The 23,449-nt window shown below is 38.1% G+C and carries 23 protein-coding genes; 4 read left to right on the forward strand and 19 right to left on the reverse strand.

Annotated elements, in window-relative coordinates; translation table 11 throughout:
- Positions 1-23: 23 nt before the first annotated feature.
- The 8 genes from murD to mraZ all read right to left on the reverse strand — a co-directional run bounded on the left by murD (position 24) and on the right by mraZ (position 8,456).
- Positions 24-1,349 (reverse strand): UDP-N-acetylmuramoyl-L-alanine--D-glutamate ligase, encoded by a 1,326-nt coding sequence (gene murD / locus BM143_RS22600; protein ID WP_034724608.1) that lies wholly within the window; start codon positions 1,347-1,349, stop codon positions 24-26.
- Between the two features lie 84 nt (positions 1,350-1,433).
- Complete coding sequence (gene mraY / locus BM143_RS22605) at positions 1,434-2,675, reverse strand: phospho-N-acetylmuramoyl-pentapeptide-transferase (RefSeq protein ID WP_034724610.1); 1,242 nt, start codon at positions 2,673-2,675, stop codon at positions 1,434-1,436.
- Positions 2,676-2,712: 37 nt separating this feature from the next.
- Complete coding sequence (locus BM143_RS22610) at positions 2,713-3,093, reverse strand: four helix bundle protein (protein ID WP_228430938.1); 381 nt, start codon at positions 3,091-3,093, stop codon at positions 2,713-2,715.
- A 43-nt stretch (positions 3,094-3,136) separates the two neighbouring features.
- Complete coding sequence (locus tag BM143_RS22615) at positions 3,137-4,597, reverse strand: UDP-N-acetylmuramoyl-L-alanyl-D-glutamate--2,6-diaminopimelate ligase (RefSeq protein WP_090027519.1); 1,461 nt, start codon at positions 4,595-4,597, stop codon at positions 3,137-3,139.
- 66 nt (positions 4,598-4,663) lie between these two features.
- The gene (locus BM143_RS22620) at positions 4,664-6,655 is read right to left on the reverse strand and encodes a penicillin-binding transpeptidase domain-containing protein (RefSeq protein ID WP_090027520.1); all 1,992 of its coding nucleotides are present in this window, start codon (positions 6,653-6,655) and stop codon (positions 4,664-4,666) included.
- Positions 6,639-7,004, reverse strand: coding sequence for an FtsL-like putative cell division protein (locus tag BM143_RS22625; RefSeq protein WP_047456505.1), 366 nt, complete (start codon positions 7,002-7,004; stop codon positions 6,639-6,641). The genes BM143_RS22620 and BM143_RS22625 overlap by 17 nt, the downstream gene beginning before the upstream one ends.
- Positions 7,005-7,060: 56 nt before the next feature.
- Positions 7,061-7,954, reverse strand: a complete 894-nt coding sequence (gene rsmH / locus BM143_RS22630; RefSeq protein ID WP_090027522.1) for a 16S rRNA (cytosine(1402)-N(4))-methyltransferase RsmH — start codon at positions 7,952-7,954, stop codon at positions 7,061-7,063.
- A gap of 43 nt (positions 7,955-7,997) precedes the next feature.
- Entirely contained in the window at positions 7,998-8,456 is a 459-nt protein-coding gene (mraZ, locus tag BM143_RS22635; RefSeq protein WP_034724617.1) for a division/cell wall cluster transcriptional repressor MraZ, read from the reverse strand.
- A gap of 272 nt (positions 8,457-8,728) precedes the next feature.
- On the opposite strand from mraZ, the gene BM143_RS22640 reads away from it, so the two are divergent.
- From BM143_RS22640 to BM143_RS22650, 3 genes are all read left to right on the forward strand, one after another.
- On the forward strand, positions 8,729-9,490 hold the full coding sequence (locus BM143_RS22640) for an alpha/beta fold hydrolase (protein ID WP_090027524.1): 762 nt from the start codon (positions 8,729-8,731) through the stop codon (positions 9,488-9,490).
- A gap of 65 nt (positions 9,491-9,555) precedes the next feature.
- Positions 9,556-10,182 carry a ribosome biogenesis GTP-binding protein YihA/YsxC gene (yihA, locus tag BM143_RS22645; RefSeq protein WP_072925026.1) on the forward strand — a complete coding sequence of 209 codons (627 nt, stop codon included), beginning with the start codon at positions 9,556-9,558 and terminating at the stop codon, positions 10,180-10,182.
- Positions 10,175-10,624: a GNAT family N-acetyltransferase gene (locus BM143_RS22650; protein ID WP_090027525.1), complete on the forward strand. Its 450-nt coding sequence runs from the start codon at positions 10,175-10,177 to the stop codon at positions 10,622-10,624. The genes yihA and BM143_RS22650 overlap by 8 nt, the downstream gene beginning before the upstream one ends.
- 128 nt (positions 10,625-10,752) lie before the next feature.
- Here BM143_RS22650 and BM143_RS22655 read toward each other — a convergent pair whose 3' ends face one another.
- From BM143_RS22655 to BM143_RS23810, 6 genes are all read right to left on the reverse strand, one after another.
- Positions 10,753-11,049: a hypothetical protein gene (locus tag BM143_RS22655; protein WP_090027527.1), complete on the reverse strand. Its 297-nt coding sequence runs from the start codon at positions 11,047-11,049 to the stop codon at positions 10,753-10,755.
- Positions 11,050-11,095: 46 nt separating this feature from the next.
- Positions 11,096-11,704 (reverse strand): TM2 domain-containing protein, encoded by a 609-nt coding sequence (locus BM143_RS24210; RefSeq protein ID WP_228430940.1) that lies wholly within the window; start codon positions 11,702-11,704, stop codon positions 11,096-11,098.
- A gap of 1 nt (position 11,705) precedes the next feature.
- Positions 11,706-12,770 carry a type I restriction endonuclease gene (locus tag BM143_RS22665; RefSeq protein WP_090027529.1) on the reverse strand — a complete coding sequence of 355 codons (1,065 nt, stop codon included), beginning with the start codon at positions 12,768-12,770 and terminating at the stop codon, positions 11,706-11,708.
- 128 nt (positions 12,771-12,898) lie between these two features.
- Positions 12,899-13,564 carry a response regulator gene (locus BM143_RS22670; RefSeq protein ID WP_090027531.1) on the reverse strand — a complete coding sequence of 222 codons (666 nt, stop codon included), beginning with the start codon at positions 13,562-13,564 and terminating at the stop codon, positions 12,899-12,901.
- Between the two features lie 15 nt (positions 13,565-13,579).
- A complete protein-coding gene (locus tag BM143_RS22675; protein ID WP_090027532.1) occupies positions 13,580-15,208 on the reverse strand; it encodes a tetratricopeptide repeat-containing sensor histidine kinase in 1,629 nt (542 codons plus the stop codon).
- Positions 15,209-15,272: 64 nt separating this feature from the next.
- Positions 15,273-15,467 (reverse strand): hypothetical protein, encoded by a 195-nt coding sequence (locus BM143_RS23810; protein WP_139222099.1) that lies wholly within the window; start codon positions 15,465-15,467, stop codon positions 15,273-15,275.
- A gap of 378 nt (positions 15,468-15,845) precedes the next feature.
- On the opposite strand from BM143_RS23810, the gene BM143_RS22680 reads away from it, so the two are divergent.
- Positions 15,846-16,718, forward strand: coding sequence for a hypothetical protein (locus BM143_RS22680; RefSeq protein ID WP_090027534.1), 873 nt, complete (start codon positions 15,846-15,848; stop codon positions 16,716-16,718).
- Between the two features lie 47 nt (positions 16,719-16,765).
- Here BM143_RS22680 and msrA read toward each other — a convergent pair whose 3' ends face one another.
- From msrA to BM143_RS22705, 5 genes are all read right to left on the reverse strand, one after another.
- Positions 16,766-17,320, reverse strand: a complete 555-nt coding sequence (msrA, locus tag BM143_RS22685; RefSeq protein WP_090027535.1) for a peptide-methionine (S)-S-oxide reductase MsrA — start codon at positions 17,318-17,320, stop codon at positions 16,766-16,768.
- A gap of 472 nt (positions 17,321-17,792) precedes the next feature.
- Positions 17,793-18,761 carry an ROK family protein gene (locus tag BM143_RS22690; protein WP_034724626.1) on the reverse strand — a complete coding sequence of 323 codons (969 nt, stop codon included), beginning with the start codon at positions 18,759-18,761 and terminating at the stop codon, positions 17,793-17,795.
- Positions 18,762-18,845: 84 nt separating this feature from the next.
- Positions 18,846-20,057 carry a PepSY-associated TM helix domain-containing protein gene (locus tag BM143_RS22695; protein ID WP_090027537.1) on the reverse strand — a complete coding sequence of 404 codons (1,212 nt, stop codon included), beginning with the start codon at positions 20,055-20,057 and terminating at the stop codon, positions 18,846-18,848.
- Positions 20,058-20,108: 51 nt separating this feature from the next.
- Positions 20,109-22,226, reverse strand: a complete 2,118-nt coding sequence (locus BM143_RS22700) for a TonB-dependent receptor (protein WP_090027569.1) — start codon at positions 22,224-22,226, stop codon at positions 20,109-20,111.
- Positions 22,226-23,422: a PepSY-associated TM helix domain-containing protein gene (locus tag BM143_RS22705; protein ID WP_090027538.1), complete on the reverse strand. Its 1,197-nt coding sequence runs from the start codon at positions 23,420-23,422 to the stop codon at positions 22,226-22,228. The genes BM143_RS22700 and BM143_RS22705 overlap by 1 nt, the downstream gene beginning before the upstream one ends.
- Between the last annotated feature and the right edge of the window lie 27 nt (positions 23,423-23,449).

Here is a 23,449-nt window from a genome sequence, read left to right on the forward strand (position 1 = left end):
ACATCCGACATTTTACTTTTTACTTACTTTAATACCTGCTCTTTAAACTGTTTTCCTCTGTCTTCATAGCTTTTAAACAGGTCAAAACTTGCACAGCATGGGGAAAGTAAAACGGTATCTCCGCTTTTGGCCAGTGATTTTGATATTTTCACGGCTTCTTCCATGCTTGATGTATCATAGATGAATTCTTTTTTGTCTTTAAAGAAGTCTATGATCTTTGTATTGTCTATTCCAAGACATACAATGGCTTTTACTTTTCTTTTAACAAGCTCCTCAATTTCTGAGTAGTCGTTTCCTTTATCTAATCCTCCCACGATCCAAACCGTTGGAGTTTTCATGCTTTCTAAAGCGTAGTAGGTTGCATTTACATTCGTTGCCTTGCTGTCGTTGATGTATTTTACACCATTGGCTTCCGTTACGAATTCAAGTCTGTGCTCTACCGCCTGGAATGTCATCAGTGAGTTTCTGATGCTTTCATTGTTGATTTCCAGTATTTTACCGGCTATTGAAGCGGCTAAGCTATTGGCCACATTGTGATTTCCAAGAAGGGACAACTTGTCGATCTTCATGGAAAACTCATCCTTCATTTTAACTACGATCTCATCACCATCAATGAAACCACCTTCAGACAATTTTTCTTTTGTCGAGAAGGGAATCATTTTCGCTTTTATTTCCAGCTTCTCAAGAATGGTTTTACTCATTTCGTCATCTTTGTTGTAGATGAAGAAGTTGTCATTTTCCTGATTCTCAGCAATTCTGAATTTAGCTAAAGCATATTCTTCATAATTGTAGTTGTACTGATCCAGGTGATCCTGAGACAGATTCAACAGCAGGGAAATGTAAGGTCTGAAGTTCTGAATATCATCCAGCTGGAAAGAACTTACCTCCAGTACATAATATTCATGGTTTTCATCAGCCACCTGTTTTGCAAAGCTGTATCCTATATTTCCTCCCAATCCTACATTCAGTCCTTCATTTTTCAGGATGTAGTAGATCAGGGAAGTTGTCGTTGTTTTTCCGTTGCTTCCTGTGATGGCGATGATTTTGGCATCTGTAAATTCTGAAGCGAACTCAATTTCAGAGGAAAGTCTGATTCCTTTCTCATGAATTTTGTGAACGATCTCTGCCTTTTTGGGAATTCCCGGGCTTTTTACGATCCAGTCGGCATTTAATATTCTTTCTTCGTTGTGGTTTCCTTCTTCAAATTCAATTTCATTTTCGGCTAAAAACTGCTTGTAGTTATCCTTAATAGCTCCTTTGTCTGAAAGGAAAACCTCCAGACCCTGTTTTTTCGCTAAATAAGCAGCTCCGCATCCGCTCTCTCCACCTCCTAAAACAACTATTTTCATATCTATTTTGATTTAATGATTGAAAGATTTAAATGATTCAAAAATTTTTAAATACTTAAATTTTTCAATATTTTAAATGATTGGTTATCTCATTTTTAATGTGATCAGGCATACTATGGCCAGCATTACTCCGATGATGATCATTCTGTTGACGATCTTACTCTCATGGAAACCTCCTTTCTGATAATGGTGGTGTAATGGTGACATTCTAAAAAATCTATTATTCTGAGCATAATCCAGCCCATATTTTCTTTTTCTGTATTTGAAAACAACAACCTGTAGCATTACGGATACGTTTTCAATCAGGAAGATTCCGCATAATACCGGAATCAGAAGTTCTTTCCTCAGGATGATCGCTAAAACGGCAATCACTCCTCCCAGCATCAGACTTCCTGTATCCCCCATAAAAACCTGGGCAGGATAGGTATTGTACCAGAAGAATCCGATGACGGCACCTACCATGGCTACTGCGAAAATCGTGGTTTCCCCCATATTCGGGAGGAACATAATATTGAGGTAGTCTGCAAAAATAATGTTCCCGGAAAGGTAGGCGAACAGGGCGAGGGTGAGCAGTATTATGGCACTGGTTCCTGCCGCGAGCCCGTCGATTCCATCCGTAATATTGGCTCCGTTTGAAACGGCGGTCACAATGAAAATAACGATCGGGATAAAGACAATCCATGCCCACTCATGGGCATCTTTATCATTCATCCAGAAAAGTATTCCGCTGTAATCAAACTCATTGTTCTTGGCGAACGGAACGGTAGAAACGGTGATCTTTTCTGTTGGCATGAAGTTCTGCTCTACATTGTTTCGGTTTACCACTTTTGCATCCGCATACTTTCTTTTAACCGTAATGTCCGGGTGGAAATACATTGTAACTCCGACAATTAACCCTAAACCAACCTGGCCTACAATCTTGAATTTCCCACTCAGACCGTCTTTATTTTTCTTTACTTTCTTTAAATAATCATCTACGAAACCAATAGCACCCATCCACAACATGGAAACCAGTAGCAAAACGATATACACATTGGTGATTCTCGTAAAGAGCAGCACCGGGATGATCGTTGCAATAATAATGATAAGTCCTCCCATCGTAGGAGTTCCTTCTTTCTGCTTCTGTCCGTCTAATCCAAGGTCACGTACCAATTCGCCCATCTGTTTTGCTCTCAGATAATTGATGATCCTTTTTCCGTAGACCAAAGCAATGACCAAAGAAAACAGCACAGCTATTCCGGCACGGAAAGAAATGTATTTCAGCATTCCCAATCCCGGTATGTGGATTCCCTGGCTGGTTAGGTATTCGTATAGATAGTATAGCATGTTTTTTTTAATTTAAAAATTTAATTTATTTAAAGATTTAAAGATGGGGCTTCTCCATATTTTCACTTAAATACTTAATAAAGTTTGAAATATTAGAAGAAACTTCCCGTGAAAGACTAATGATTTCCTCAGCTTTATTTTCTTCTCCTAATTTTAATCTTTTACTTACAATCATCATACTTCTAACTTCGGCACAACTGCCTTTTGCAATTTTTAAATATTTAATAAACTGTCTGTTGTTATTATATTCTGAACCTTCTGCAATATTGTTGGATATTGAAAATCCGGCTCTTTTTATTTGATTATTAAATTCAAATTCTCTTTCTAAATTCTCACTTCTAAGAAATTGATACACTTTTTCAATTAAATCTAAGCTCTTGATGTAAACAGGGAAATTTTCAAAATTTTTGGTCATCATCAAATTTTTAAATATTTAAATGAATTGAATCTTTTAATCTTATCTATTTACTCATTAACTTCCAAAGTTCGTTGATCGTTTCTTTGTCGTCAAAATGATGTTTAACACCATTAATATCCTGATAGGTTTCGTGGCCTTTTCCGGCTACTAAAACAATATCTTTGGGCTCTGCAAACTTAATCGCCATTTTGATGGCTTCTTTTCTGTCCGGAATTGAAGTATACTTGCTGAAGTTTTGAGATTCAACACCTGCTTCAATTTCTTTGATGATCTGTGCAGGATCTTCTGTTCTCGGATTGTCTGAAGTGATGATTGCCAGTGTTGATTTTCTCGTGGCAATATTTCCCATTTCAGGTCTTTTGGAGTGATCTCTGTCGCCTCCGCATCCGAAAACGGTGATCAGTCTTTCGTTTTTGGTTCTGATGTCATTAATGCTGTCCAGAATGTTTTCCAAAGCATCCGGCGTATGAGCATAATCTACGATGAAGAAAATTCCACCGTCTGACTTGAAGGTTTCAAACCTTCCTGAAACTCTTTTTAGTTTGCTGATTGCCTGCAAAATTTCATCCTGCTCAAAACCAAGTTCTGTTGCGATTCCGAAAACCAGCAGTAAATTGTACACATTGAATCGTCCTGTCAATGTCGTCCAGAATTCTTTTCCGTTGAAATTCAGCAGCATTCCGTTGAAATCAATTTCTAAAGATTTTCCGTGATAATCTGCCATGGTCTTCAGAGCGTAAGACTTTTTCTTAGCTTTTGTATTCTGAAGCATTACCATTCCGTTTTTGTCATCTACATTGGTGATGGCTACGGCAGTATCTTCAAGTCCATCGAAAAACCTTTTCTTGGTTTTAAGATATTCGTCGAATGTTTTATGATAATCCAGATGGTCGTGAGTAAGGTTGGTGAATCCTGCCATTTTGAAATGCAGACCTTCAATCCTGTTCTGTGCAATTCCGTGGGAGCTTACCTCCATGAAAGCGAATTCACAGCCTTTTTCAACCGCATCGGCTAAAATTTTATTGATGGTAATCACATCCGGAGTTGTATGAGTCGCAGGAATGATTTCATCCGCAATTCTGATCTCCACCGTGGAAAGTAGAGCAGAATCATATCCTAAATTTTTGAATACATCAAAAAGAAGGGTAGAAACTGATGTTTTTCCATTGGTTCCGGTAACTCCGATTAATTTAAGTTTCTGGGATGGATTTCCGTAAAAGTTGGATGCCAGATGTCCTAAAGTTTGAGATGAATCTTTCACCTTAATGTAGGTTACATCTTCATTTAATGTTCCAGGAAATTCTTCGCACACCACTGCTTTTGCACCTTTTTCAACAGATGATGCAATGTATGAATGTCCGTCTGCAACGGTTCCTCTCACTGCCACATACAATGAGTTTTCCGTAATCTTTCTGCTGTCGAAAACCAATTCTGAGATGTCACGGGCGTCGTCGCCGTGAATTTCTAAAACTGGGATTCTTTTTAATAATTCTGTTATTATCATTTTATATTTGACAGGAATTTTTCCTGTCCTTTGTTAAATCGTCCCTTTGGGACTGGGTTTTCTATTTTAATTTTGCAGAGACAAATAAATTCTCTGGTTTTTGCTGATTATCGTGCCTTCCAGAGGAAACTGCTCTTTAATCCTTCCTACACCTTTGTAATCAATGCGGTAACCTAGGTTTTCCAATTGAGGAATTACATTTTTACCGATGAGTCCTACTACATTTGGCATCTGTTTATTGTTGACTGCTACTTTGACATTAGGTTCTACCAGTTTGTTTAGATTCACCTTTCTGTCTACCAGCATTTCTTTTTCTATATTCTGAGGCGTTTTCAGGAATGTTTTTCCTGCAATTTCCTTAAATACGGGAGCCGAAACGGGACCTCCGTAAAAACCGATTGCCGTATTAGGCTCACTGATCATCACATAACACGTGTATTTGGGATGATCTGCCGGGTAGAATCCTGCAAATGATGCTCGGTATTTCATGGGACCAGGAAGCCAATATTCAAATCTTGCAGTTCCTGTTTTTCCTGCCATTTTAAGGTTGGGCGTGAAGATGCTTCGTCCGGTTCCTTTTTCTACGGCTTTCGTCAGTGCGCTCGTCATCATCTTAATGGCTTTTTCTGAGGCCATTTTGTTCACCATAACTTCCGGTTTTGCGCTGTACATTACTTTACCGTCTTTCATGATCTTATCGATGAATAATGGCTTCAGCATTTTACCACCATTAGCAACCCCGTTATAGAAGGTTGTTAACTGTAACAGGTTGATGTTGGATGAATATCCGTAAGAAATAGAAGCCAGTGTTGCGGCATTCCATCTTTTATGTTGTGGAGTCAGAATCTTCGGTTTTGTAATTCCCGGAAGTTCAATATCCATTTTATCGAATAATTTCCATCTTTTCAGGTGGTCAAGAAAGATTTGAGGCTTATCTGCATAATACTTTGTAATCAGTTTTGCCGTTCCCACGTTACTTGATTTGGCTAAAACATCACTGATATCGTAAGTTCCTCCGCCGTGGCCGTCAGATATTCTCTGTTTTGCATACGTCCAGACTCCTCCTCCTACGTCTACAGTTGTGTTTTCATCGATAAACCCATCGTCCATTGCTGCCAAAAGAGAAATGGTTTTAAAAGTGGACCCAGGTTCGATGTTGTCTTTTAAAGCGTAGTTATAAGAGTCTTCGTATTCTCCGGACTCTGTTCTTCTCAGATTCACCAGGGCACGCACTTTTCCGGTTTCTGTTTCCATGACGATCACCGTTCCGTGTTTGGCTTCATAAGTGATCAGCTGCTTCTCTAAAGCAGAGTGTGCAATGTCTTGAATTCTAAGATCTAAAGTGGTGTAGACGTCTTCACCATCCACCGGCTCTTTTACTTTCCAGTAATCGATAGGTTTCCATTGTGATGAATTGATTCTTTGTTCCAGTCTTCTTCCGTCTGTTCCGGTAAGATATTTTGAAAAAGCGCCTTCCAGACCGGCTTTTACCTCTCCATTATCGATACCGATGGTTCCGGCACCAATTTCTGAAGTAGCAAGCTCTCTCTTATAATTTCGGTCTACGATAAAACCTCCTTTATTTTTTCCTTTTTTGAAGATCGGAAAGTTTCTGATTCTGTCGTATTGGTCGAAATCAAGACCTTTCACCAAAGTATAGTACTGGTTTTTCTTTTTTTTCTGCTCGTCAAATTTCTGTCTGAATTCTCCTCTGGATTTCCCGAACATTTTGCTTAGAGAATCTGTCAGCGCCCCGATATTGTTGCTGTAGATCGTATCTTTCATTGTTTTAAAATCAAGATAGATGTCATAGCGCATTACGGTTGTGGCCAATATAGATCCGTCGGAAGCAAATAGGTTTCCACGGGCAGCCTTCAAAGTGGCTTCGCGATAGTTTTTATTAATGTAATCGTCTTTAATTTCCTGAACGTTAGTATTTTGCAGGATTACAATTCTCGCAAGAAACATCACAAATACGCACAGAGCTCCCACTGCGAAAAGGTAGCCCCATCTTAACGTCTTTTTACGTTTGTTATCGTATTCATTTTGTTTTTGCATCTGTACTGTCTAGTTTTATTAGCAGTTTATGAGGATGGTTTTCCAAAGTCATCAGTGAGTCCTTTGCTACTTCCTTCCCCAGTTGCGATTCCATTTTTACTTTGATCAGCTTACTCTGGGCGTAAGCGTTTCTCGATTTGTATTCTTCAGTTTCTTCTTTTAAAGCATTGACAATTTTGATCTTTTTGTTGACCAGGTGATTGCTGTAAATCATGGCCATCATCAGAATGAACAACAACAAAAAATACTTGTAATGAGTTTTGATCTCATCACGGTTCAGAAAGTTTCCTTTTATAATGTCTATAAAAGTGAGTCTTTTCTGAGGGCGATTTGTTGTTCGTTTTGCCAAAGTTTTTTATGTCAATTTGTTTATAGTGAATTCGCTTTGCTTGTCACCATTCACTTTTACACTTTAATTCCTGTTCTCATTTTTGCGCTTCGTGCTCTTGAGTTTTCCTCTATCTCCTGATCATCCGGGATGATCGCTTTACTCTTAAGCAATTCAAAGACCTTTTTATAATTTCCGTAGATATCTCTCTGCTGCTCGCCTTCAAACATTCCGTTTTTCAGGAACCTTTTTACCAGACGGTCTTCCAGTGAATGGTAAGAAATCACAACAAGTCTTCCTTCTGGTCTTAAGACATTCAGTGCCTGAACCAGCATTTCTTTTAATGCTTCCAACTCCTGGTTGACTTCTATTCTTATGGCCTGGAAAAGCTGAGCATAGAATTTATTCACTTTATGTGGCGGAAGGTAGCTGAAAAGCTTCTTCAAATCCTCAGTAGTGGTGATAGTCTTTGTTTTTCTGTGATGAACGATGTCTCGTGCCAGTTTTCTTGCTTCTCTCAGTTCTCCGTAGTGGTAAAAGATATCGGCAAGTTCGGTTTCTTCATATTCATTGATCACTCTCTTGGCATCAAGACTCTGCATGACGTTCATTCTCATATCCAGAGGTGCATTGTTTCTGGTAGAGAAGCCTCTTTCCGCCTCATCAAACTGATGAGATGAAACACCAAGGTCGGCCAATACGCCGTCTACCTGAGAAATACCATACATCAGCATGGAATTCTCCAGAAACCTGAAATTCTGATTCACCAGCGTAAACCTGGGATCATCGATCGTATTTTTAAGAGCATCCAGATCCTGGTCGAAACTAAAAAGTTTCCCCTTCTCTGAAAGTCTGCTCAGAATTTCTCTTGAGTGGCCTCCTCCTCCAAAAGTGCAGTCCACGTATATTCCGTCAGGATTCGTCACCAAATCATCAACGCTCTGCTTCAATAAAACGGGGTTGTGGTACATACTTAATTGTGTTTTTTACCTTGCCTTTTACAGCAAGCGCGGTTTATTCTTCATCGAAAGCGCCCATCACATCTTCGGCCAGGCTCGCAAAATCAGCTTCGTTGGTAGAGATCACCTTTTCATAGGCTTCTTTATCCCAAATTTCAAAAAGCTCTCCTGCGCTGGTAATCACCGTGTCTTTCTGAAGGTTTGCAAAAGTCACCAGATCTTTTGAAATCTGAAGTCTTCCTGCATTGTCCAGCTCTACTGTTTTTACCCCTGCCGTAAACATTCGAATGAAATCAGCATTCTTTTTAATGAATCTGTTTAGCTTATTAATTTTGCCCATCAGTTGGTCCCACGCATTCATGGGATAAACTTCGAGGCAAGGTTGGAACACAGATCTCTTGACTACAAATGCCTTATCGTCGAAGTTTTCCATCTGTTTGATCAGGGAGGAGGGAACTTTTAACCGGCCTTTGTCGTCAATTTTACACTCATATGTTCCAATGAAACTTTTCATTTGGGACAAATTTATATAATAATTTCCAAAATTTCCCACTTTTTCCCACTTTTTGACTTAATGTTAATAAGTTTTATTAAAGATTCAATTTCACAGGGGTAAGTCTTTGATATTTTGAGTGTTGTAAAAACTATTATTCAGGCCATAGTAAAGGGGTTTTGAAAAAAGTCAATAAAAAGGGGGATATTATATTATTTTTACTTTAAATTAGGGTAATCAAAATTTTTTTGAGGTTTAATTTGTATTTTTGCAGAGCTTTATTAAGGCATTTTATGATATTTAGTACAAAAAAAGAAAAGAAATATACTTTTATAGAGGCGGGAGAAGGACATCCATTGGTGCTGTTGCACGGTTTAATGGGTGGTTTGAGTAATTTCGATAAGATGGTAGATTTTTTTTCGGATAAGGGGTTCAAGGTATATGTTCCTCAGTTGCCTATCTACGATCTGCCGGTACTCAATACGAATCTTACCACCCTTGCAAAATATATTATCAAGTTTATAGAGAGCCATATCTCTGCACCTGTCACCATTGTAGGAAATTCTATGGGTGGTCATGTGGGGCTTATTATGACTTTGGCAAGACCGGATCTGGTAAAGAATCTTGTTTTAACAGGAAGTTCGGGATTGTATGAAAGAACTTTCGGGGATAGCTTCCCGAGAAAAAACGACCGTTCCTATATAAGGAAGAAGACGGAAGAGGTTTTTTATGACCCTGCTATCGCTACAGAAGATCTTGTAGACGAGGTTTTCTCTGTGGTGAACGACAGAATGAAAGGGATAAAGACGGTAATGCTGGCCAGAAGCGCCATCAAACACAATATGCTGAATGACCTTCCGAAGATTGTGACGCCCACATGTCTGATCTGGGGAAGACAGGATAATGTAACACCTCCCGAAGTAGCTGAAGATATGCATAAGTTTATCCCGAATTCAGATCTCTTCTGGATCGAGAAATGCGGACATGCTGCGATGATGGAAAAACCGGACGAGTTCAATGAAATTCTCTACAACTGGTTAAAAGATAAAGTTTAAAACAAATAATAATAAACCATTAAGAGCTTTTCTTAATGGTTTGTTTTTCTAAAAAATATTCAAAAATGGTTATAAAAACAGCAGAATTTGTAAAAAGTAGCGGGAAATGGCAGGAATGTCCTGAACCTACGATGCCTGAGTATGCTTTTATCGGAAGGTCTAATGTTGGGAAATCCTCATTGATCAATGCAATGATGAATCATAAGGACTTGGCAAAGACTTCCGGGACTCCGGGGAAAACTCAGCTGATCAATCATTTTTTAGTGAATGGAAATTGGTACCTGACAGATTTACCGGGTTATGGATATGCAAAGGTTTCAAAATCGATCAGAAAAGATTTTGAAAAACTGATCACCAACTACATTCTGAACAGAAGGAATCTGGTGAATCTTTTTGTTTTGGTAGATTCCAGACATACACCGCAAAAGATCGATCTTGAATTTATCCAGTGGTGCGGGGAAAGTGGAATTCCTTTTTCCATTGTTTTCACGAAAGCAGATAAACTGAAGCCGAATGTTACGATTCAAAATGTAGAAAATTATAAAAATGAGCTGCATAAAACCTGGGATGATCTTCCTGAATTGTATGTGACTTCTGCAGAAAAGAAAACCGGCGGTGATGAAATCCTGAACTTCATTCAGACGACGAACGAATTCCTGAAAAATAATAGTGTAAATTTTGAAGATGAGTAATATAATCTGGAAAATTAAAAGCTTTGATGAGTTTACGGTTCCTGAGCTGTATGCCATCCTGAAAGCCCGTATCGATGTTTTTGTAATCGAGCAGAACTGTCCGTACCCTGATCTTGATAATAACGATCAGAAAGGAATTCATATCTGGGCGGAAGAAGACGGGCAGATCCTTGCCTACTGCCGTGTTTTTGACAAAGGAATCAAGTATGATGAAACTTCTTTCGGAAGGGTTCTTACTACAGAACAGGCGAGAGGTAAAAATCTTGGAAGACAATTGATCAGATATGCTGTAGAAACGATAGAAAACCGTTTCCATACTTCTGAGATTATGATTTCAGCACAGGATTATTTATTAAGATTTTATTCCGAATTCGGATTTGTAGATACCGGGAAGAAATATCTGGAAGACGATATTCCGCATACGGAAATGATAAGAAAATAGAAAAGCGAAGAGAGATCTTCGCTTTTTTTATATAATGAATGTGTTTTTAAAGGCAGGAAGTTTGAAGCTTGAGGATGGAAGTTATTGAGGCCACATGTTCAATAGGTTTCCTTCTGCATGGCTTAAGGTTAGTTGCACCCGGAGCAGTATGATCTGTCTACATATTGTTTGCTGCTTCCGGTATAATAATAGCAGCCTCCTCTTGAACCTACATAGAGTTGATTTCCATTATAAGAACATCCTTTGGATTGTGAATAAGATTTTGATCTTTTAGAGCTGGAACTGCCTTTGCTCTTTTTCGTTTTTTTCTTTTGTTTTTTAGAAGATACTTCTGTTTTGGAAGCTGTACTGTTTGCTGTTGCTGTAAAGCTCGCCGGAAGTAGTAATCCTGTAGCCAAAAGGGCTGTAAATAGTAGTTTTTTCATGGGTATTAGTTTTTATATGATAATGTTTTCGTGGGTATGAGTTGTATCAACGGTTATATTTTAAATCAAATTTGTTTTGCGACATAAAAACAAAGGCAAAGAAATCTATGAAGGCGATAAAAGAAGGGATAAGGGTCCAGCAGAAAATAAGATAAAATACTCCCATCATTGTCTGCCCCAAATAAAAACGGTGTATTCCTAAACCTCCAAGAAAAAAAGAAAGTATTGCTGCCATATTTTTTTCTTTCCGGCTTTTGATTATGGGCGGGACATTTTGTGATTGTTGTGATTTTAATTTGATTATTTCATCTGTGGACATGGCTGTTAATTGTGCAATATAATTGACGATATTGAAAATATGCTGGTTGGCATGTGTGACTTCATGAGATTCATTGAAGGTCCCCATTTTTCTCCTTATTTCTACCGTTATTTCCGTTTTGTTTTCTGATATGGAATTAAGATTAATATCAATATAAACGCCCAAACTCAGGAACTCATATGATTCATAAGTGTATTGATTGAAGATTTCATTTGAACTGTGGAATCTATATTTAGAATGTAGAAAAGTAATATTTTTAACACTTTCTTTCACTCTGTCAATAGAAATGTCGACGTTCAGTGTTTTTTTGGGGTTTGGGATTGCGAATACTGCCATATTAATAGTTTTCTAATGTTTTAAGAAGCTGATCTCTGAAATTGTATATTTCATCAAGGTTATTCAGCAATACTTTTTCTCCTGCATCTTTTCCATTGTGGAAGGTTTCAATATACTTATTGGCAGTATTGAAATGAAATCGGCAGAGCGGTTTTCTATTGTTGTCATCAAGTAGAACTCCAAAATAGGATAGTGTATCTCTGTAAGCAATTCTGTCGGAAGGAACTTTTTCTCTTAAAATGGCTTTCGCGATTTGGAAGGCTTCCAATTCTTCTTCTGTTGTCACAATTTTAGAATCGTTATTTTCATCAACCGGAAGTGTTTTAATGGTTTCTTCCTGTTTTTCAATCTGCTCATTGATGCTTAATGCCGATTTTAATCTAAAGCTTATAGATTCATTGATAGAAAGGGTTAAAGCTTTTTTCGTGTACTCTTTAAAAGAAACCATTCTACTTGCTGTCATAGGTTTTTCGAAGAATCTGCCAACCAATAGTTTTACCATTTCATCGGAAGGGGTTTCAATTTCTTTTTCGAATTCTTTTCTGATCGCTTTTATGTATTTCAGTGCCTCAGCAGAATCCAGAATGCTTTCTAAATTGTAATCGTTTTTTGTAAAGCTTTCTAATATTTTAATGGAACTGTCTTTCAGATCTTCAATATTAATGGTGAAGAAAGGTTTCTCATCCATAATATTAGGTTTTTCCAGATCTGTATAAAAATTGTAAACAATACCATTGGTTAAAATTCCAAACCTTGATTTCGAAACATGATAGTACCGATGCAATTGAGAATTATGGGCGTCTGCACTTTCTTTCCAATGTTTACATTCAATAATTAAAATAGGATCATCATTTTTTCTGATCACATAATCTACCTTTTCTCCTTTCTTGGTTCCGATATCACAGATGTGCTCAGGAATTACTTCCGTAGGGTTGAAAATGTCGTAGCCTAAAATTTGTATGAAAGGCATGACAAAGGCATTTTTTGTGGCTTCTTCAGTATTGATCTGGTCTTTTAATCCGACAACTTTCTGATGCAGCTGTTCTAATTTTAGTTTGAGATCCATAGGTTGGTTATGTTTAAATTTATGCCTCAAAAGTATCCCGAGAAAAAGCATTTTCCTTACGGGAATCCGTAAAACAAAAAACCTTTCAAAGAACTTGAAAGGTTTTTATATCATATATAAAGACAAGATTAAATAATTCCGAGGTCTTTGCAGAACGCTACCAGATGTTCATTGCTGGAAACTTCGAGATCTTCTTTCAGGCTGTTCAACTTTTTTTCTACACTGCTTAAGCTGTAGGGTTTAATGTCTTTCTCCTGGAGATGCAAAGGAATATTTTTCTGCAGAATTCCTTTTGAAAGAAGAGAAACCAAAGCGATGTCATAAGCTGAAAATTCATAACTGTTCAGTTTTTTGACTTCCTGTTTCAAATCAAAGGATAAATAATTTTCATTAATGAAAACGGAGGCAATGGATTTTTTCAACTCTTTGGAGTCGTTTCTTGCTTTACGGACATAGCCGTTGATTTTAAACTTATTAAACAGAGAATCAATAATTCCTGATTTATGTTCTGCAGAAAAAACAATCACTTTTAAGGAAGGCTGCAATTCCTTTACTTTCTGTATTAAATCTCTTCCGTCTTTGAGGTTCTGGTCCCGGTGATCCTCTTCATAGTAAAGATCTGTGATCAGTAGGTCATAAGGCGCTTCCTCACGGATGGCTTTTTGAACTTTGGCTAATGCATCATCACAATAGTATACATAATCTACATTCGGAATGTTGAGTTCTTCCAATGTTTTCTGGATAGAAATACTGATACTTTCGTGGTCTTCGGCTATTAAAATTTTTTTGAACATTCGTTTAGGTCTTTTTTAAGAAACAGGAAATGAGATCGTAATCTTCAGCCCCTGTTCAGATTTATTGTCAAAAATAATAGCTCCATCGATAGCGGCAATACGGGTTCCCGTATTTGTAAGACCATTTTTATAGGTCATCTCTCCCGGAACTCCAATTCCATTGTCTGTATATTGGATTTTGACTGAATTCTCAATTCTTTCAAATTTGAAGATAACGCGCGAAGCCTGACTGTGTTTTTTCATATTCACCAGCAGTTCCCGTACAACCTGATAGACTTCATCAAAAGAAGATTGGGAAATACCAGCCCAGATTTCGGCATCATTTCCTACCGTATAGGTTTCTGTATTTTCGTTCTTGAAAGAAGCAATGAGGTTTGATATTTTATCTTTGAAATCTTTGCTATCGTTTTCGTGATCAGGTTTTTCGTAGGAAATATCCCTAGATTTTTCATAAACAAATTCGAGCTCGTCAAGGGCGTGTTCCTTATCAAAATCTTCCTGGTTTTCTATTTTGGTCATCACTTGATAGATGCCGTTGGCTACAACGTCGTGGACTTTTTTAGACATCTTAAGCTGAGTGTTTTTGACCTCTATCTCTTTTCTTTTTTTATACCAAACAGATATGATTATAGTGATCAAAACCAATATACCTAAAGCAAAAGATAACCACAGAATACGATTTTCATTACGAATATTATCCGTTTTTAATTTTTCATTACCAAACCGTATAAGCGCGAACTGATTTTTCGAATTGTTTCTTGCAGTATGAAGACTATCTATGAGAAAATTGTAGGCATGAAAATTTTTAGAATAATTCTCGGGGTCAAGCCTTATTAATTTATTTAAAGCCTCAAGCCTGTCATCCGGGCTTTTATTCTGTATGGCAATTTTATACATTTCTTCAGCATAAGGAAGAGCTTTCGTCTTATCTTTTATAATGTAATAATCTGCAATCGTTGCCAGACTTGAATTAATTCCAATATTGTCTTTAAATTTTTTTCTTATTTTCCAGGCTTGTAATAAGTCTGGAATAGGATTGTAGCTTGAGTTTTCAAGAAACTTTGTTTTGGCTAAATTATTTAGCACTCGTGCATAATCTATACTGTCTGTAGTCTGTAATGCTTTTTGGAAGAACATCTTCGCAGATTTAATATCATGTTGCTCTAAATAGGTGTCTCCAATATTATTATAAAATGCTAGAGAATCCACTTTATTATCCGAAATAGAAATAGCCCGATTATAATACTCAATGGCATCTTTAAAGTTTTTAAGATTTTTAGAGGCAATGGCAACGGAATTATAGTTGGAAGATGCAATACTTTTAGAAATGCTGTCATTTTTGTTTTGTAATAGTTTTTCAGCTTCAATAGAACTTGCTATACTTGCATGATAATCCCCTTTATCATTTTCTATAATAGCCAGATTGGCAAGGGCCCTGCCTGTTTCTGTTTTATCATCGATGCTTGATAGATCTTCTTTAGCTTTAGCATAATATATATAGGCAGAATCTGTATCCCCGGAATCTCTTAGCTTTTTTGCTTTATCTAAATTTTCGTAACTGTTTTTTTTGAAGAACTTTTGAGTCTCATCTTTACAGCTTATTAAAGCAAACCCTAATAAGGTAAGAAGTTTAATTTTTTTCAAGGTTTTTGTTTTCCAAGATACAAAAAAGAGAGCAATGATTTCCATTGCTCTCCGTTGTCATCCTTTATGGGTTTGTTCCAGGATCTGATAAAGGTGGTTTTTGTCCGGTGTTGCCTCCTGTATCTTCTCCGTTTCCTTCTAACCCTTCTCCTGGAGATGCCTGTATCGTTGTTTGGTTTCCGGTAGTATTATTAGTTGCTGTATTAGCGTTATTATTTGAAAATGCTAAACCGATTAGCATTAATATAAACTGGATCATTTCCTTAAAATTTTGAAGTTTTTAGACTGTTTTTCTTCCTCTCGTGGTTTTTGATCACGAGCAGTACACGTTTAAAATTTCGAAGCGCTTCTAATTTTTTTGGGAAGTGAACCTTCAAAAACGGAGGAGAAACATCTGCTTCCCAACCCGGAGTTTTCCTCCGTTTTATCTGGTGAGTTTGAAATCAGTTTTGTAAATTTGTTTTTGTAATGTTTTGTTTGTCACTGATTTCTGAAGCAAAGGTGCGGAAAATGATGGTGCAGATGTTAGACACATTTTGGACATCTGTGGACACGTTCTGGACAACGGGGCCTTATGGGAATCCGTAATGTGGTATGAGAGATAATCACCTATTTTGTAAGACCGAAAAAACTATATATGTCCAAGAAAAAACTACTAATTCATGAGGTATTTGAGAAGGCGAGAAAAGATTTTCCTGCTGAAAGCACTAAGAATGGTTGGTGCAAAGAACTTGTTGACCATTTTGAAAAAAAGCTAAAGTTTATAGTTAACGAAAAGACCTTCGTTAGGTACTATGATGCTTGTTTACGGGATAATAAAGAACCCAGTATAAAAGACATAAAGATTCTGAATAAGCTTAGTGAATACTTAGGTTATAAAGACTTTACAGATTTTTCCAGAACTTTCGTGAAAAATGATGAAAATGCTAAGAAAACAATCTTTAAAGTAAGTATTGATGAAAAAGAAGAAATTATCCCGATGGGAAATTCTGGACTAGTGATTAACCTTACCAATACAGTTGAGAATACGCAAACTTTTAAAATGCCTGAGTTTATGAAACAGAATGGGTTGGGTATTATGGAGATTGCGTTACTTTTATGCCTCGTGACTGGAAATATTGTATTTTCAAGTAATAAGAAAGTGAGTCATGGGTCTTCATTTCCCTTAGGCTTTATGGCCGATATACAATCAGGTATTGATAAAAAATATATGTATTGGAATGGGGAAAGATATATTGGGACAGACAGCAGTTTCATCCGTCCTGGACTGGATGTAAAGGCAATGAACGAACATCTGTTTCAATATTTTAAAAAGATTAAAAGAAAAGATACGCTTACCGAACAGAATGCTCTCGGCACAACATGGTATTCAAAATATTATAATGAGGTTGAGTTTTTTACAGAAGATGGGGTAGATCCGGAGAATGGAAGAGAATTAAAAAGATCAACCCCTACTATTATTTATAAATATGCAGGAAAGCCGAAAGATTCGATAGAAATAGAAGAATAATTTTTGCACAAAAAAAGCGAACATCAGAAAGATATTCGCTTTGTTATTTAGTCCGCATTCAGCATTCCGAGCTCTCCAAAATGTTTTTTAAACTTCTGGATCTTCGGGCCTACTACGGCGCTGCAGTAAGGTTGGTTGGGATTGACGTTATAATATCCCTGATGATACTGTTCTGCCGGCCAGAACTTCTCAAACTGGGTAACTTCTGTTACATAGGTTCCCAACCATTTTCCTGATGCTTCAGATTTTTTTAGGGCTTCTTCAGCTTTAGCCTTTTCAGCTTCGTCTTTATAATAGATCACAGAACGGTATTGTGTTCCGATGTCATTGCCTTGTCTGTTCAGTTGGGTAGGGTCGTGAAGGAAGAAGAATACATCCATCAGCTGTGCATAAGAAATGATATTGGGGTCAAATGTAATCTGTACCACTTCCGCATGTCCGGTTTCGCCAGTACATACTTCTTCATAGGTAGGATTATCTTTGTGGCCACCCGAATATCCCGAGATAGCAGAATGAACGCCTTTAAGCATATTGAAACAGCTTTCGACACACCAGAAGCATCCGCCCCCGAAAGTGATCTGTTCTAAATTATTGTTATCCATTGTCTGTTGATTATTTTATTTGTGGTTTTTCTGTTCAGCGATGACATAAAAGCAGTAAAAAACCAATCAAAAGTATGAAAAAGTTTTTCATTTAAGGTGAGAAACCCGATGATTTAAAACAGAATTGATACGCAGTTTTTATAATTGCTGAGAAATATTTAACCTAATAAGTTGGATCAACGCAATGGCGCAAGGCTGTATGTTAGAAAGCATTTTTAAGACGCAGGAAAGTCCAAAATTTTCAGCAAGATGATGATGAGATTGCTTCGTCGCTGCGCTCCTCGCAATGACAGCGGTATACAATTTTATCGGAGATAAAATCCTTGCGCCTTAAAACATACAGCCTTGCGCCTTTGCGAGAACCAACAAAAATCCATGAATTTCGCCATTTATTTGAAATCAGCAATCCGTATGAAACAAAAAAAGCACCCCAAAAGGATGCTTTAACTATTATTTTAATGTCGTTTTTCAGTTATTTTTCCCAAACCAAAGCACTTGCTCCAAGAATGGCAGCATCGGCTTCGTCCAGCTCACTGAAAACCAATTTTACTTTATTTCTAAAGATCGGCAGAAGGTTTCTTTCCATATGAAGCTTAGCAGGCTTTAAAATAAAATCTCCAGCCTTGATGACCCCTCCAAATAAAAGGATAGCCTCAGGGGAAGAAAACATCACGAAATTCGCTAATGCCTCACCCAGCTTCTGTCCTGTATATCTGAACACCTCAATAGCGATAAGGTCGCCTTTCAATGCACACTCATGTACCGTTTTTGAGTTGATCGTTTCTTCAGGATACTGATTCAACATAGATTCAGGAAATTCGGCTCTCATCTTTTTAGCGGTGATGGCAATTCCTGTTGCGGATGCATACGCTTCCAGACTTCCTTCAGATCCTGTGCTCCAGTGCTTTCTTCCGCCTGGCTTTACAATGGTGTGACCCAATTCTCCTGCAAAACCGTCATGGCCGTAAATCAAACTTCCGTTGGAAATAATTCCGCTGCCTACACCGGTTCCCAAAGTGATCATAATGAAATCTTTCATTCCGCGTGCAGCTCCAAAAAGCATTTCTCCAAGGGCTGCTGCATTGGCATCATTGGTGATGGTGCACGGAAGATCGAATTTGGCTTTCATCAGGTCACTGAAAGGAACGAGTCCCTTCCAAGGTAAATTGGGTGCCTGTTCTATGGTTCCTTTATAATAGTTGGCATTCGGAGCACCTACCCCGATACCGTCAAAGTTTTTTTCTGTACCGTATTTATCGATCAGGGGTTTTACCTGTTCGTATAAAGCATCGATAAAGTCTTCTACCTGCTCGTATTCATCAGTTCTCAGATTTCCTTTTTCCAGAACTTCACCGCGGTGGTTCACCACTCCGAATTTTGTATTGGTTCCGCCGATATCAATTCCGAGAGCAACCTGTTTTGATAAATCTATTAATGACATTTCTATTTATAAATTCTAAAGGGTTAAAATTATAAAAAAGATTGTATTAATGGATTATTAACAAAACTTTTATTTAAAAAACTTTTACGCGGTTTTTACCGGTTTCTTTTTTCTTCTTCCCCACCAAATCATGAATCCTGTCACAGGAAGGGATGCACAGATCAGGCTAACAACAAATGCGATGATCTTTGTAGGAAGTCCTAAAATGGCTCCAACATGGATGTCGTAGTTGGCATTGACGGCTTTCTCACCAAAGTTTTTGTCTTTTGGATCATGGGTATGAAGAAGCTCTCCTGAGTTTTCATCAAAGATCAGATTGCTGCTTTTATGGTAAGAATAAGACAGGTGCTTTACATAGACTTCAAAGTTCGGGTGCTCGTGATCATCCATATGCTCATGGCCAAGATCAATCGCAAAACCGAATGCATCCGGGTATTTCAGAATAACCGTATTGATAACTTTATCCAGTGTTCCTTCTGTTCTTAATTCTATCGGAGCTTTGGTTTTAATATGGGAGAAATCCGGATATTTTGTTTCTCCGCCGGAGAAGATCACATAGATCATCGCCTGCACCACGAAGTAAGCGTAAAACAGTCCTGTGATGGTGAAGACTAAAGCAAAGATGGATGAATAGAAGCCTAAGATATTGTGAAGGTCATAATTCTTTCGTTTCCAGCTTTTGATGTTTTTCCATTTGAATGAGAAACGCTGTTTTCTAGCGGCCTTATTTTTAGGCCACCAAAGCACAATTCCGGTGATCAGCATAATCAGGAAGATGATCACTGGGATTCCGACTACATAAGGTCCCCAGTCCTGCTTCAACAGGAAACTCCAGTGGATCATTTTTACGATATTGAAAAAACCGTTCTTTTCATCATAAACTCTGAGTACTTTTCCGTTATAAGGATTTACGTAAGCCGCCTTATAGACCGGAAGTTCTTCAAAATAATTCCAGGCTTTCGTATTATGCTCGTACCAGTAAAATACATAGGATCTCTTTTTGTCGATAGGAATATTAACCCAATGGACCGGATATTTTTCTTTTACCTGCTCCACAACGGCCTTTTCCATCAGTCGGATGGGAAGAACCTTTTTCTGATCTATATTCTGTTCATTGTGAAAGATAACATCCTTTCTGGTCAGGTTTTCTATTTCGTCTTTAAAAACATACAGTGCTCCTGTAATAGAAATGATAAAGATCAGAAACCCAATCCCCAGACCAAACCACAAATGCAGTTTAGCAGACCATTTTTTAAAGAAACCCGGCTTATTTTTATGATGATGTTTTTTCTTCATATCTCAATTCAAAGTAGCACAAAGATAAGTTTTACTTTTTATTTAGTTTAATTAAAATTTATACTCAATCATTGCAGTACCTCTCGCTCCCAATGAATTCACGAATTCGCTGTCACGCGCAGACCACCATGCAATAGCTGGCTGATACATTTTGTTGAATACGTTTTCTACTCCTAAAGACACTCTCCAGTTTCTATTGACTTCGTAGCTTGCTTTAAAGTTGAAAACAGTATAATCAGGAACATAACCTTCTCCGTATACATACAGTCCTGTTTTTGCATTAGGCTGGAATCTGTCCTGCTCAAAGGCATGCAGCATATCAAGACCAAGAGATAATGTTGGGATAGGTCTGAACTGAACGTATGCCAGAACTTTAGGTGCAGAAATTCTGCTGTTGTTGATTTTAGCTGAATAATCTCCGTCATCTTTTACGGAAGTGATTCCTTCCATCCAGCTGTAGCTTCCTCCGAAATTGACCCATCTTGTCGGGGTGAAATGAAGGAATCCTTCAACCCCGTATACAATTTCCGGCGATCTCTGAATGGTTAATGCTCTGTCCGGACTCTGTACAAATGAAGCGCCCAGTTTTGAAGTACTTACATAAGAGGTGATTTCATAGTTGACCCATTTTGAAATCTGTCCTGTAGCACCAAATTCGTAGTTATTCACGATGATTGGTTTTGTTTCAAGATTCTGAATGGTTCCCTGGGTAGATGTTCTCAGAATTCTTCCCAGCTCGTTGATAGAGTAGGACTGTGAAAAACTTCCGAACAGGTTTAAGAAAGGCTCAACGTTGTAACGTACCCCTAAATTAGCTACCAATGCATTATATTTTAATTTTCCTCCGGTTACAAAAATACTTGTGGTAAAGGTTCCATCACTTTTAATGGAAGAAAGGGTATTAAAGTCACCTGCTTTCACGCTCATGTTTTCGTAGCGAAGACCTCCTTTGAGGGTCAGTTTCTTTAATAAATCAACTTTAACCAATAAGAAAGGAGCGAGGTTGGTCATATTCATGTCCGGTGTCCAGTAGCGGCCATCTTCCAGCTTTTGTACGGTCTGGTCATTCAGGATATCCATTCCGTACATGATTTCGGCCTGTGAATTCTGAGCGGTCCAAAGTTTGGTGTCAAAATTAATTCTGGCTCCGTATTTTTTAGAGATCACATTGGACTGTCCACCTCCGAAGAACGTGTCACTGTATCCGTACACCGTCTTAAAATCCTGCATATAGGCATTGAAATTCAGTGAAGTGGTCCCCCAGAATAGATTTTGATTATCGTAATTGATCCTGAAATTATGATTTTTAGGAGTTCCCTGAGGAGTCGTTTCCAGGTTTTTTCCTACGCCTTCCCCAATGGTGGGCTTAATGCCATATTTTCCGGTTACCAATCCTAAGCTGAGGTCAGATCTGGAGGAATATCCGATATAAGAAGCTTCAATCCTTTGATCTTTGTTGATATCATACCCTATTTTAAGCATTCCGTTGTAGTTGTCCATTTTTGCGGTGCTGTAGGTCGGGGAAAGGCTTACTCCGTCTGCATCCTTCATGTAGCCTGTTCTTTCATAGGCAAGAGAGAATACATAATCGAATTTATTCACCTTTCCGGATAAAAGCTGGCTGGCTCTTACTCCTAAAGTTCCGCCATAAGCCTGGCCTGTAAAACCGATCTGAGTCAATCCTGAAATATTTTTATCGGACTTGCTTCTTCTCGTGATATAGTTGATGATTCCACCGTCTGCACCGTTTCCGTAGATGGATGAAGCTCCTTTGATGACTTCGATTCTTTCAATCACTGAAGGATCAATAGACCTGATATCTCTTGCTCCGTTTCTGAGTGGAGTAGACTGGGGAATTCCGTCGATAAGGACAAGGACCTGGCGACCTCTTAAAGTCTGTCCTGTGTTGGAAGTCTGCCCGGAGTTGGTTCCTAAACTGGGAACCGTATACTGAAGAATACTGGTGATATCTGAATTAACGGTCAGCTGAGACTGGATCTGCTTTTCGGCAACGATGGTTACTGAGCTTGGTATTTCTTTGATACTTTCTTTTTTTCTGGAAGCAGTCATCACGACTTCATCCACGCTGTTGGTCTGGACACTGTCTTTAACCTGTGCAAAAACAGTTACCGAGCCTAAGCATGCGGCTGATAAGAGCGCTTTTTTCATTATATTTTCTTTCCTTGTTTTTTTTGTTTTCCCCACCATACCAGAAACCCTGTCACAGGAAGTGAAGTACAGATGAGTCCGGTGATGAACCATAAGATTTTTCCAAACAGCCCAAAATAGGAACCTGTGTGGATGTCATAATTGGCATTGGCATATTTTTCCGCGTTGTTCAGATTCTGATGAGGTTTTTCCGCCAGCAGTTTTCCTGAATATTTGTCAAAGACCAATGCATTTCTTTCGCTGAAACGTCCCTCTTCTCCGTATATGGTCACCGGGATGTTTTTCAATTCCTTTCCTTTTTTGTTTTTTCCGTTCAGTGGAATTCTGAAACTGGAAGAATGGGCATACAGTTTTCTCGTTTCCTGAGCCGTAAGATCATAGACCGAAGGATTTTTAGCCACCAGAGAATCCGGAGATTTAATTTCTTTTTCTTTCGGCTGTTCCAAAGAGCCTGACAGCGCAAGATTGAACGTGTTTTTCACATACGGATACGCAAAATAGATTCCTGTAATGCTCATCAGTAAAGCGAAAAATGAAGCATAGAAACCTAATACATTATGAAGATCATAGTTTTTACGTTTCCAGGTCTTTACATTTTCCCAACTGAACCAGAAACGACCTTTTCTTGCTTTTTTATTTTTGGGCCACCATAATACAATTCCGGTGATGAGCATGAAGATAAACAGGACGGTAGGAATTCCTACGACGTATTTTCCCCATTCGGAGTTCAGAAGAAGACTCCAGTGGATGTATTTCAGAATGTTGAAAAAATTGTATTTTTCATCATAAATGGCCAGTAATTTTCCGGTGTACTGATCGACGTAAACCAGCTTATTGATTTTAACTTCCTCAAAATAATTCCAGCCCTTTTTGTTTTTTTCGTAGTAAGAAAAACGGTAAGATTTATTTTTGTCCAAAGATATTTCCACGGCATTCACCGGAAACTTTTCATTGAGTTCCAGACTGACTTTTTCCTTCAGGAGAGCTATAGAAAGGGGAGACGCTGTGGTTTCCTTCACATACATGGCTTCTTTTCGGAGGCTGTTCTGTATTTCGTCTTTAAACACATACAGCGTTCCGGTAAGCGAAACGATAAAGACAATGATACCAACGGACAAACCAAACCACAAATGCAGTTTGGCAGACCATTTTTTTGTAAAAGAAATTTTCTTTTTATGGGGGTGCTTTTTCTTCATAGCAAAAAGTTAACCTCCGAAGAGGCT

It is taken from the genome of Chryseobacterium oleae, from assembly GCF_900115055.1.
Classification (GTDB): domain Bacteria; phylum Bacteroidota; class Bacteroidia; order Flavobacteriales; family Weeksellaceae; genus Chryseobacterium; species Chryseobacterium oleae.

Bases quoted from the DNA above. Each gene is read 5' to 3' on its own strand.
- murD (WP_034724608.1), bottom strand. From the start codon at position 1,349: ATGAAAATAGTTGTTTTAGGAGGTGGAGAGAGCGGATGCGGAGCTGCT.
- mraY (WP_034724610.1), bottom strand. From the start codon at position 2,675: ATGCTATACTATCTATACGAATACCTAACCAGCCAGGGAATCCACATA.
- BM143_RS22610 (WP_228430938.1), bottom strand. From the start codon at position 3,093: ATGATGACCAAAAATTTTGAAAATTTCCCTGTTTACATCAAGAGCTTA.
- BM143_RS22615 (WP_090027519.1), bottom strand. From the start codon at position 4,597: ATGATAATAACAGAATTATTAAAAAGAATCCCAGTTTTAGAAATTCAC.
- BM143_RS22620 (WP_090027520.1), bottom strand. From the start codon at position 6,655: ATGCAAAAACAAAATGAATACGATAACAAACGTAAAAAGACGTTAAGA.
- rsmH (WP_090027522.1), bottom strand. From the start codon at position 7,954: ATGTACCACAACCCCGTTTTATTGAAGCAGAGCGTTGATGATTTGGTG.
- mraZ (WP_034724617.1), bottom strand. From the start codon at position 8,456: ATGAAAAGTTTCATTGGAACATATGAGTGTAAAATTGACGACAAAGGC.
- BM143_RS22640 (WP_090027524.1), top strand. From the start codon at position 8,729: ATGATATTTAGTACAAAAAAAGAAAAGAAATATACTTTTATAGAGGCG.
- yihA (WP_072925026.1), top strand. From the start codon at position 9,556: ATGGTTATAAAAACAGCAGAATTTGTAAAAAGTAGCGGGAAATGGCAG.
- BM143_RS22650 (WP_090027525.1), top strand. From the start codon at position 10,175: ATGAGTAATATAATCTGGAAAATTAAAAGCTTTGATGAGTTTACGGTT.
- BM143_RS22655 (WP_090027527.1), bottom strand. From the start codon at position 11,049: ATGAAAAAACTACTATTTACAGCCCTTTTGGCTACAGGATTACTACTT.
- BM143_RS24210 (WP_228430940.1), bottom strand. From the start codon at position 11,704: ATGGCAGTATTCGCAATCCCAAACCCCAAAAAAACACTGAACGTCGAC.
- BM143_RS22665 (WP_090027529.1), bottom strand. From the start codon at position 12,770: ATGGATCTCAAACTAAAATTAGAACAGCTGCATCAGAAAGTTGTCGGA.
- BM143_RS22670 (WP_090027531.1), bottom strand. From the start codon at position 13,564: ATGTTCAAAAAAATTTTAATAGCCGAAGACCACGAAAGTATCAGTATT.
- BM143_RS23810 (WP_139222099.1), bottom strand. From the start codon at position 15,467: ATGATCCAGTTTATATTAATGCTAATCGGTTTAGCATTTTCAAATAAT.
- BM143_RS22680 (WP_090027534.1), top strand. From the start codon at position 15,846: ATGTCCAAGAAAAAACTACTAATTCATGAGGTATTTGAGAAGGCGAGA.
- msrA (WP_090027535.1), bottom strand. From the start codon at position 17,320: ATGGATAACAATAATTTAGAACAGATCACTTTCGGGGGCGGATGCTTC.
- BM143_RS22690 (WP_034724626.1), bottom strand. From the start codon at position 18,761: ATGTCATTAATAGATTTATCAAAACAGGTTGCTCTCGGAATTGATATC.
- BM143_RS22695 (WP_090027537.1), bottom strand. From the start codon at position 20,057: ATGAAGAAAAAACATCATCATAAAAATAAGCCGGGTTTCTTTAAAAAA.
- BM143_RS22700 (WP_090027569.1), bottom strand. From the start codon at position 22,226: ATGAAAAAAGCGCTCTTATCAGCCGCATGCTTAGGCTCGGTAACTGTT.
- BM143_RS22705 (WP_090027538.1), bottom strand. From the start codon at position 23,422: ATGAAGAAAAAGCACCCCCATAAAAAGAAAATTTCTTTTACAAAAAAA.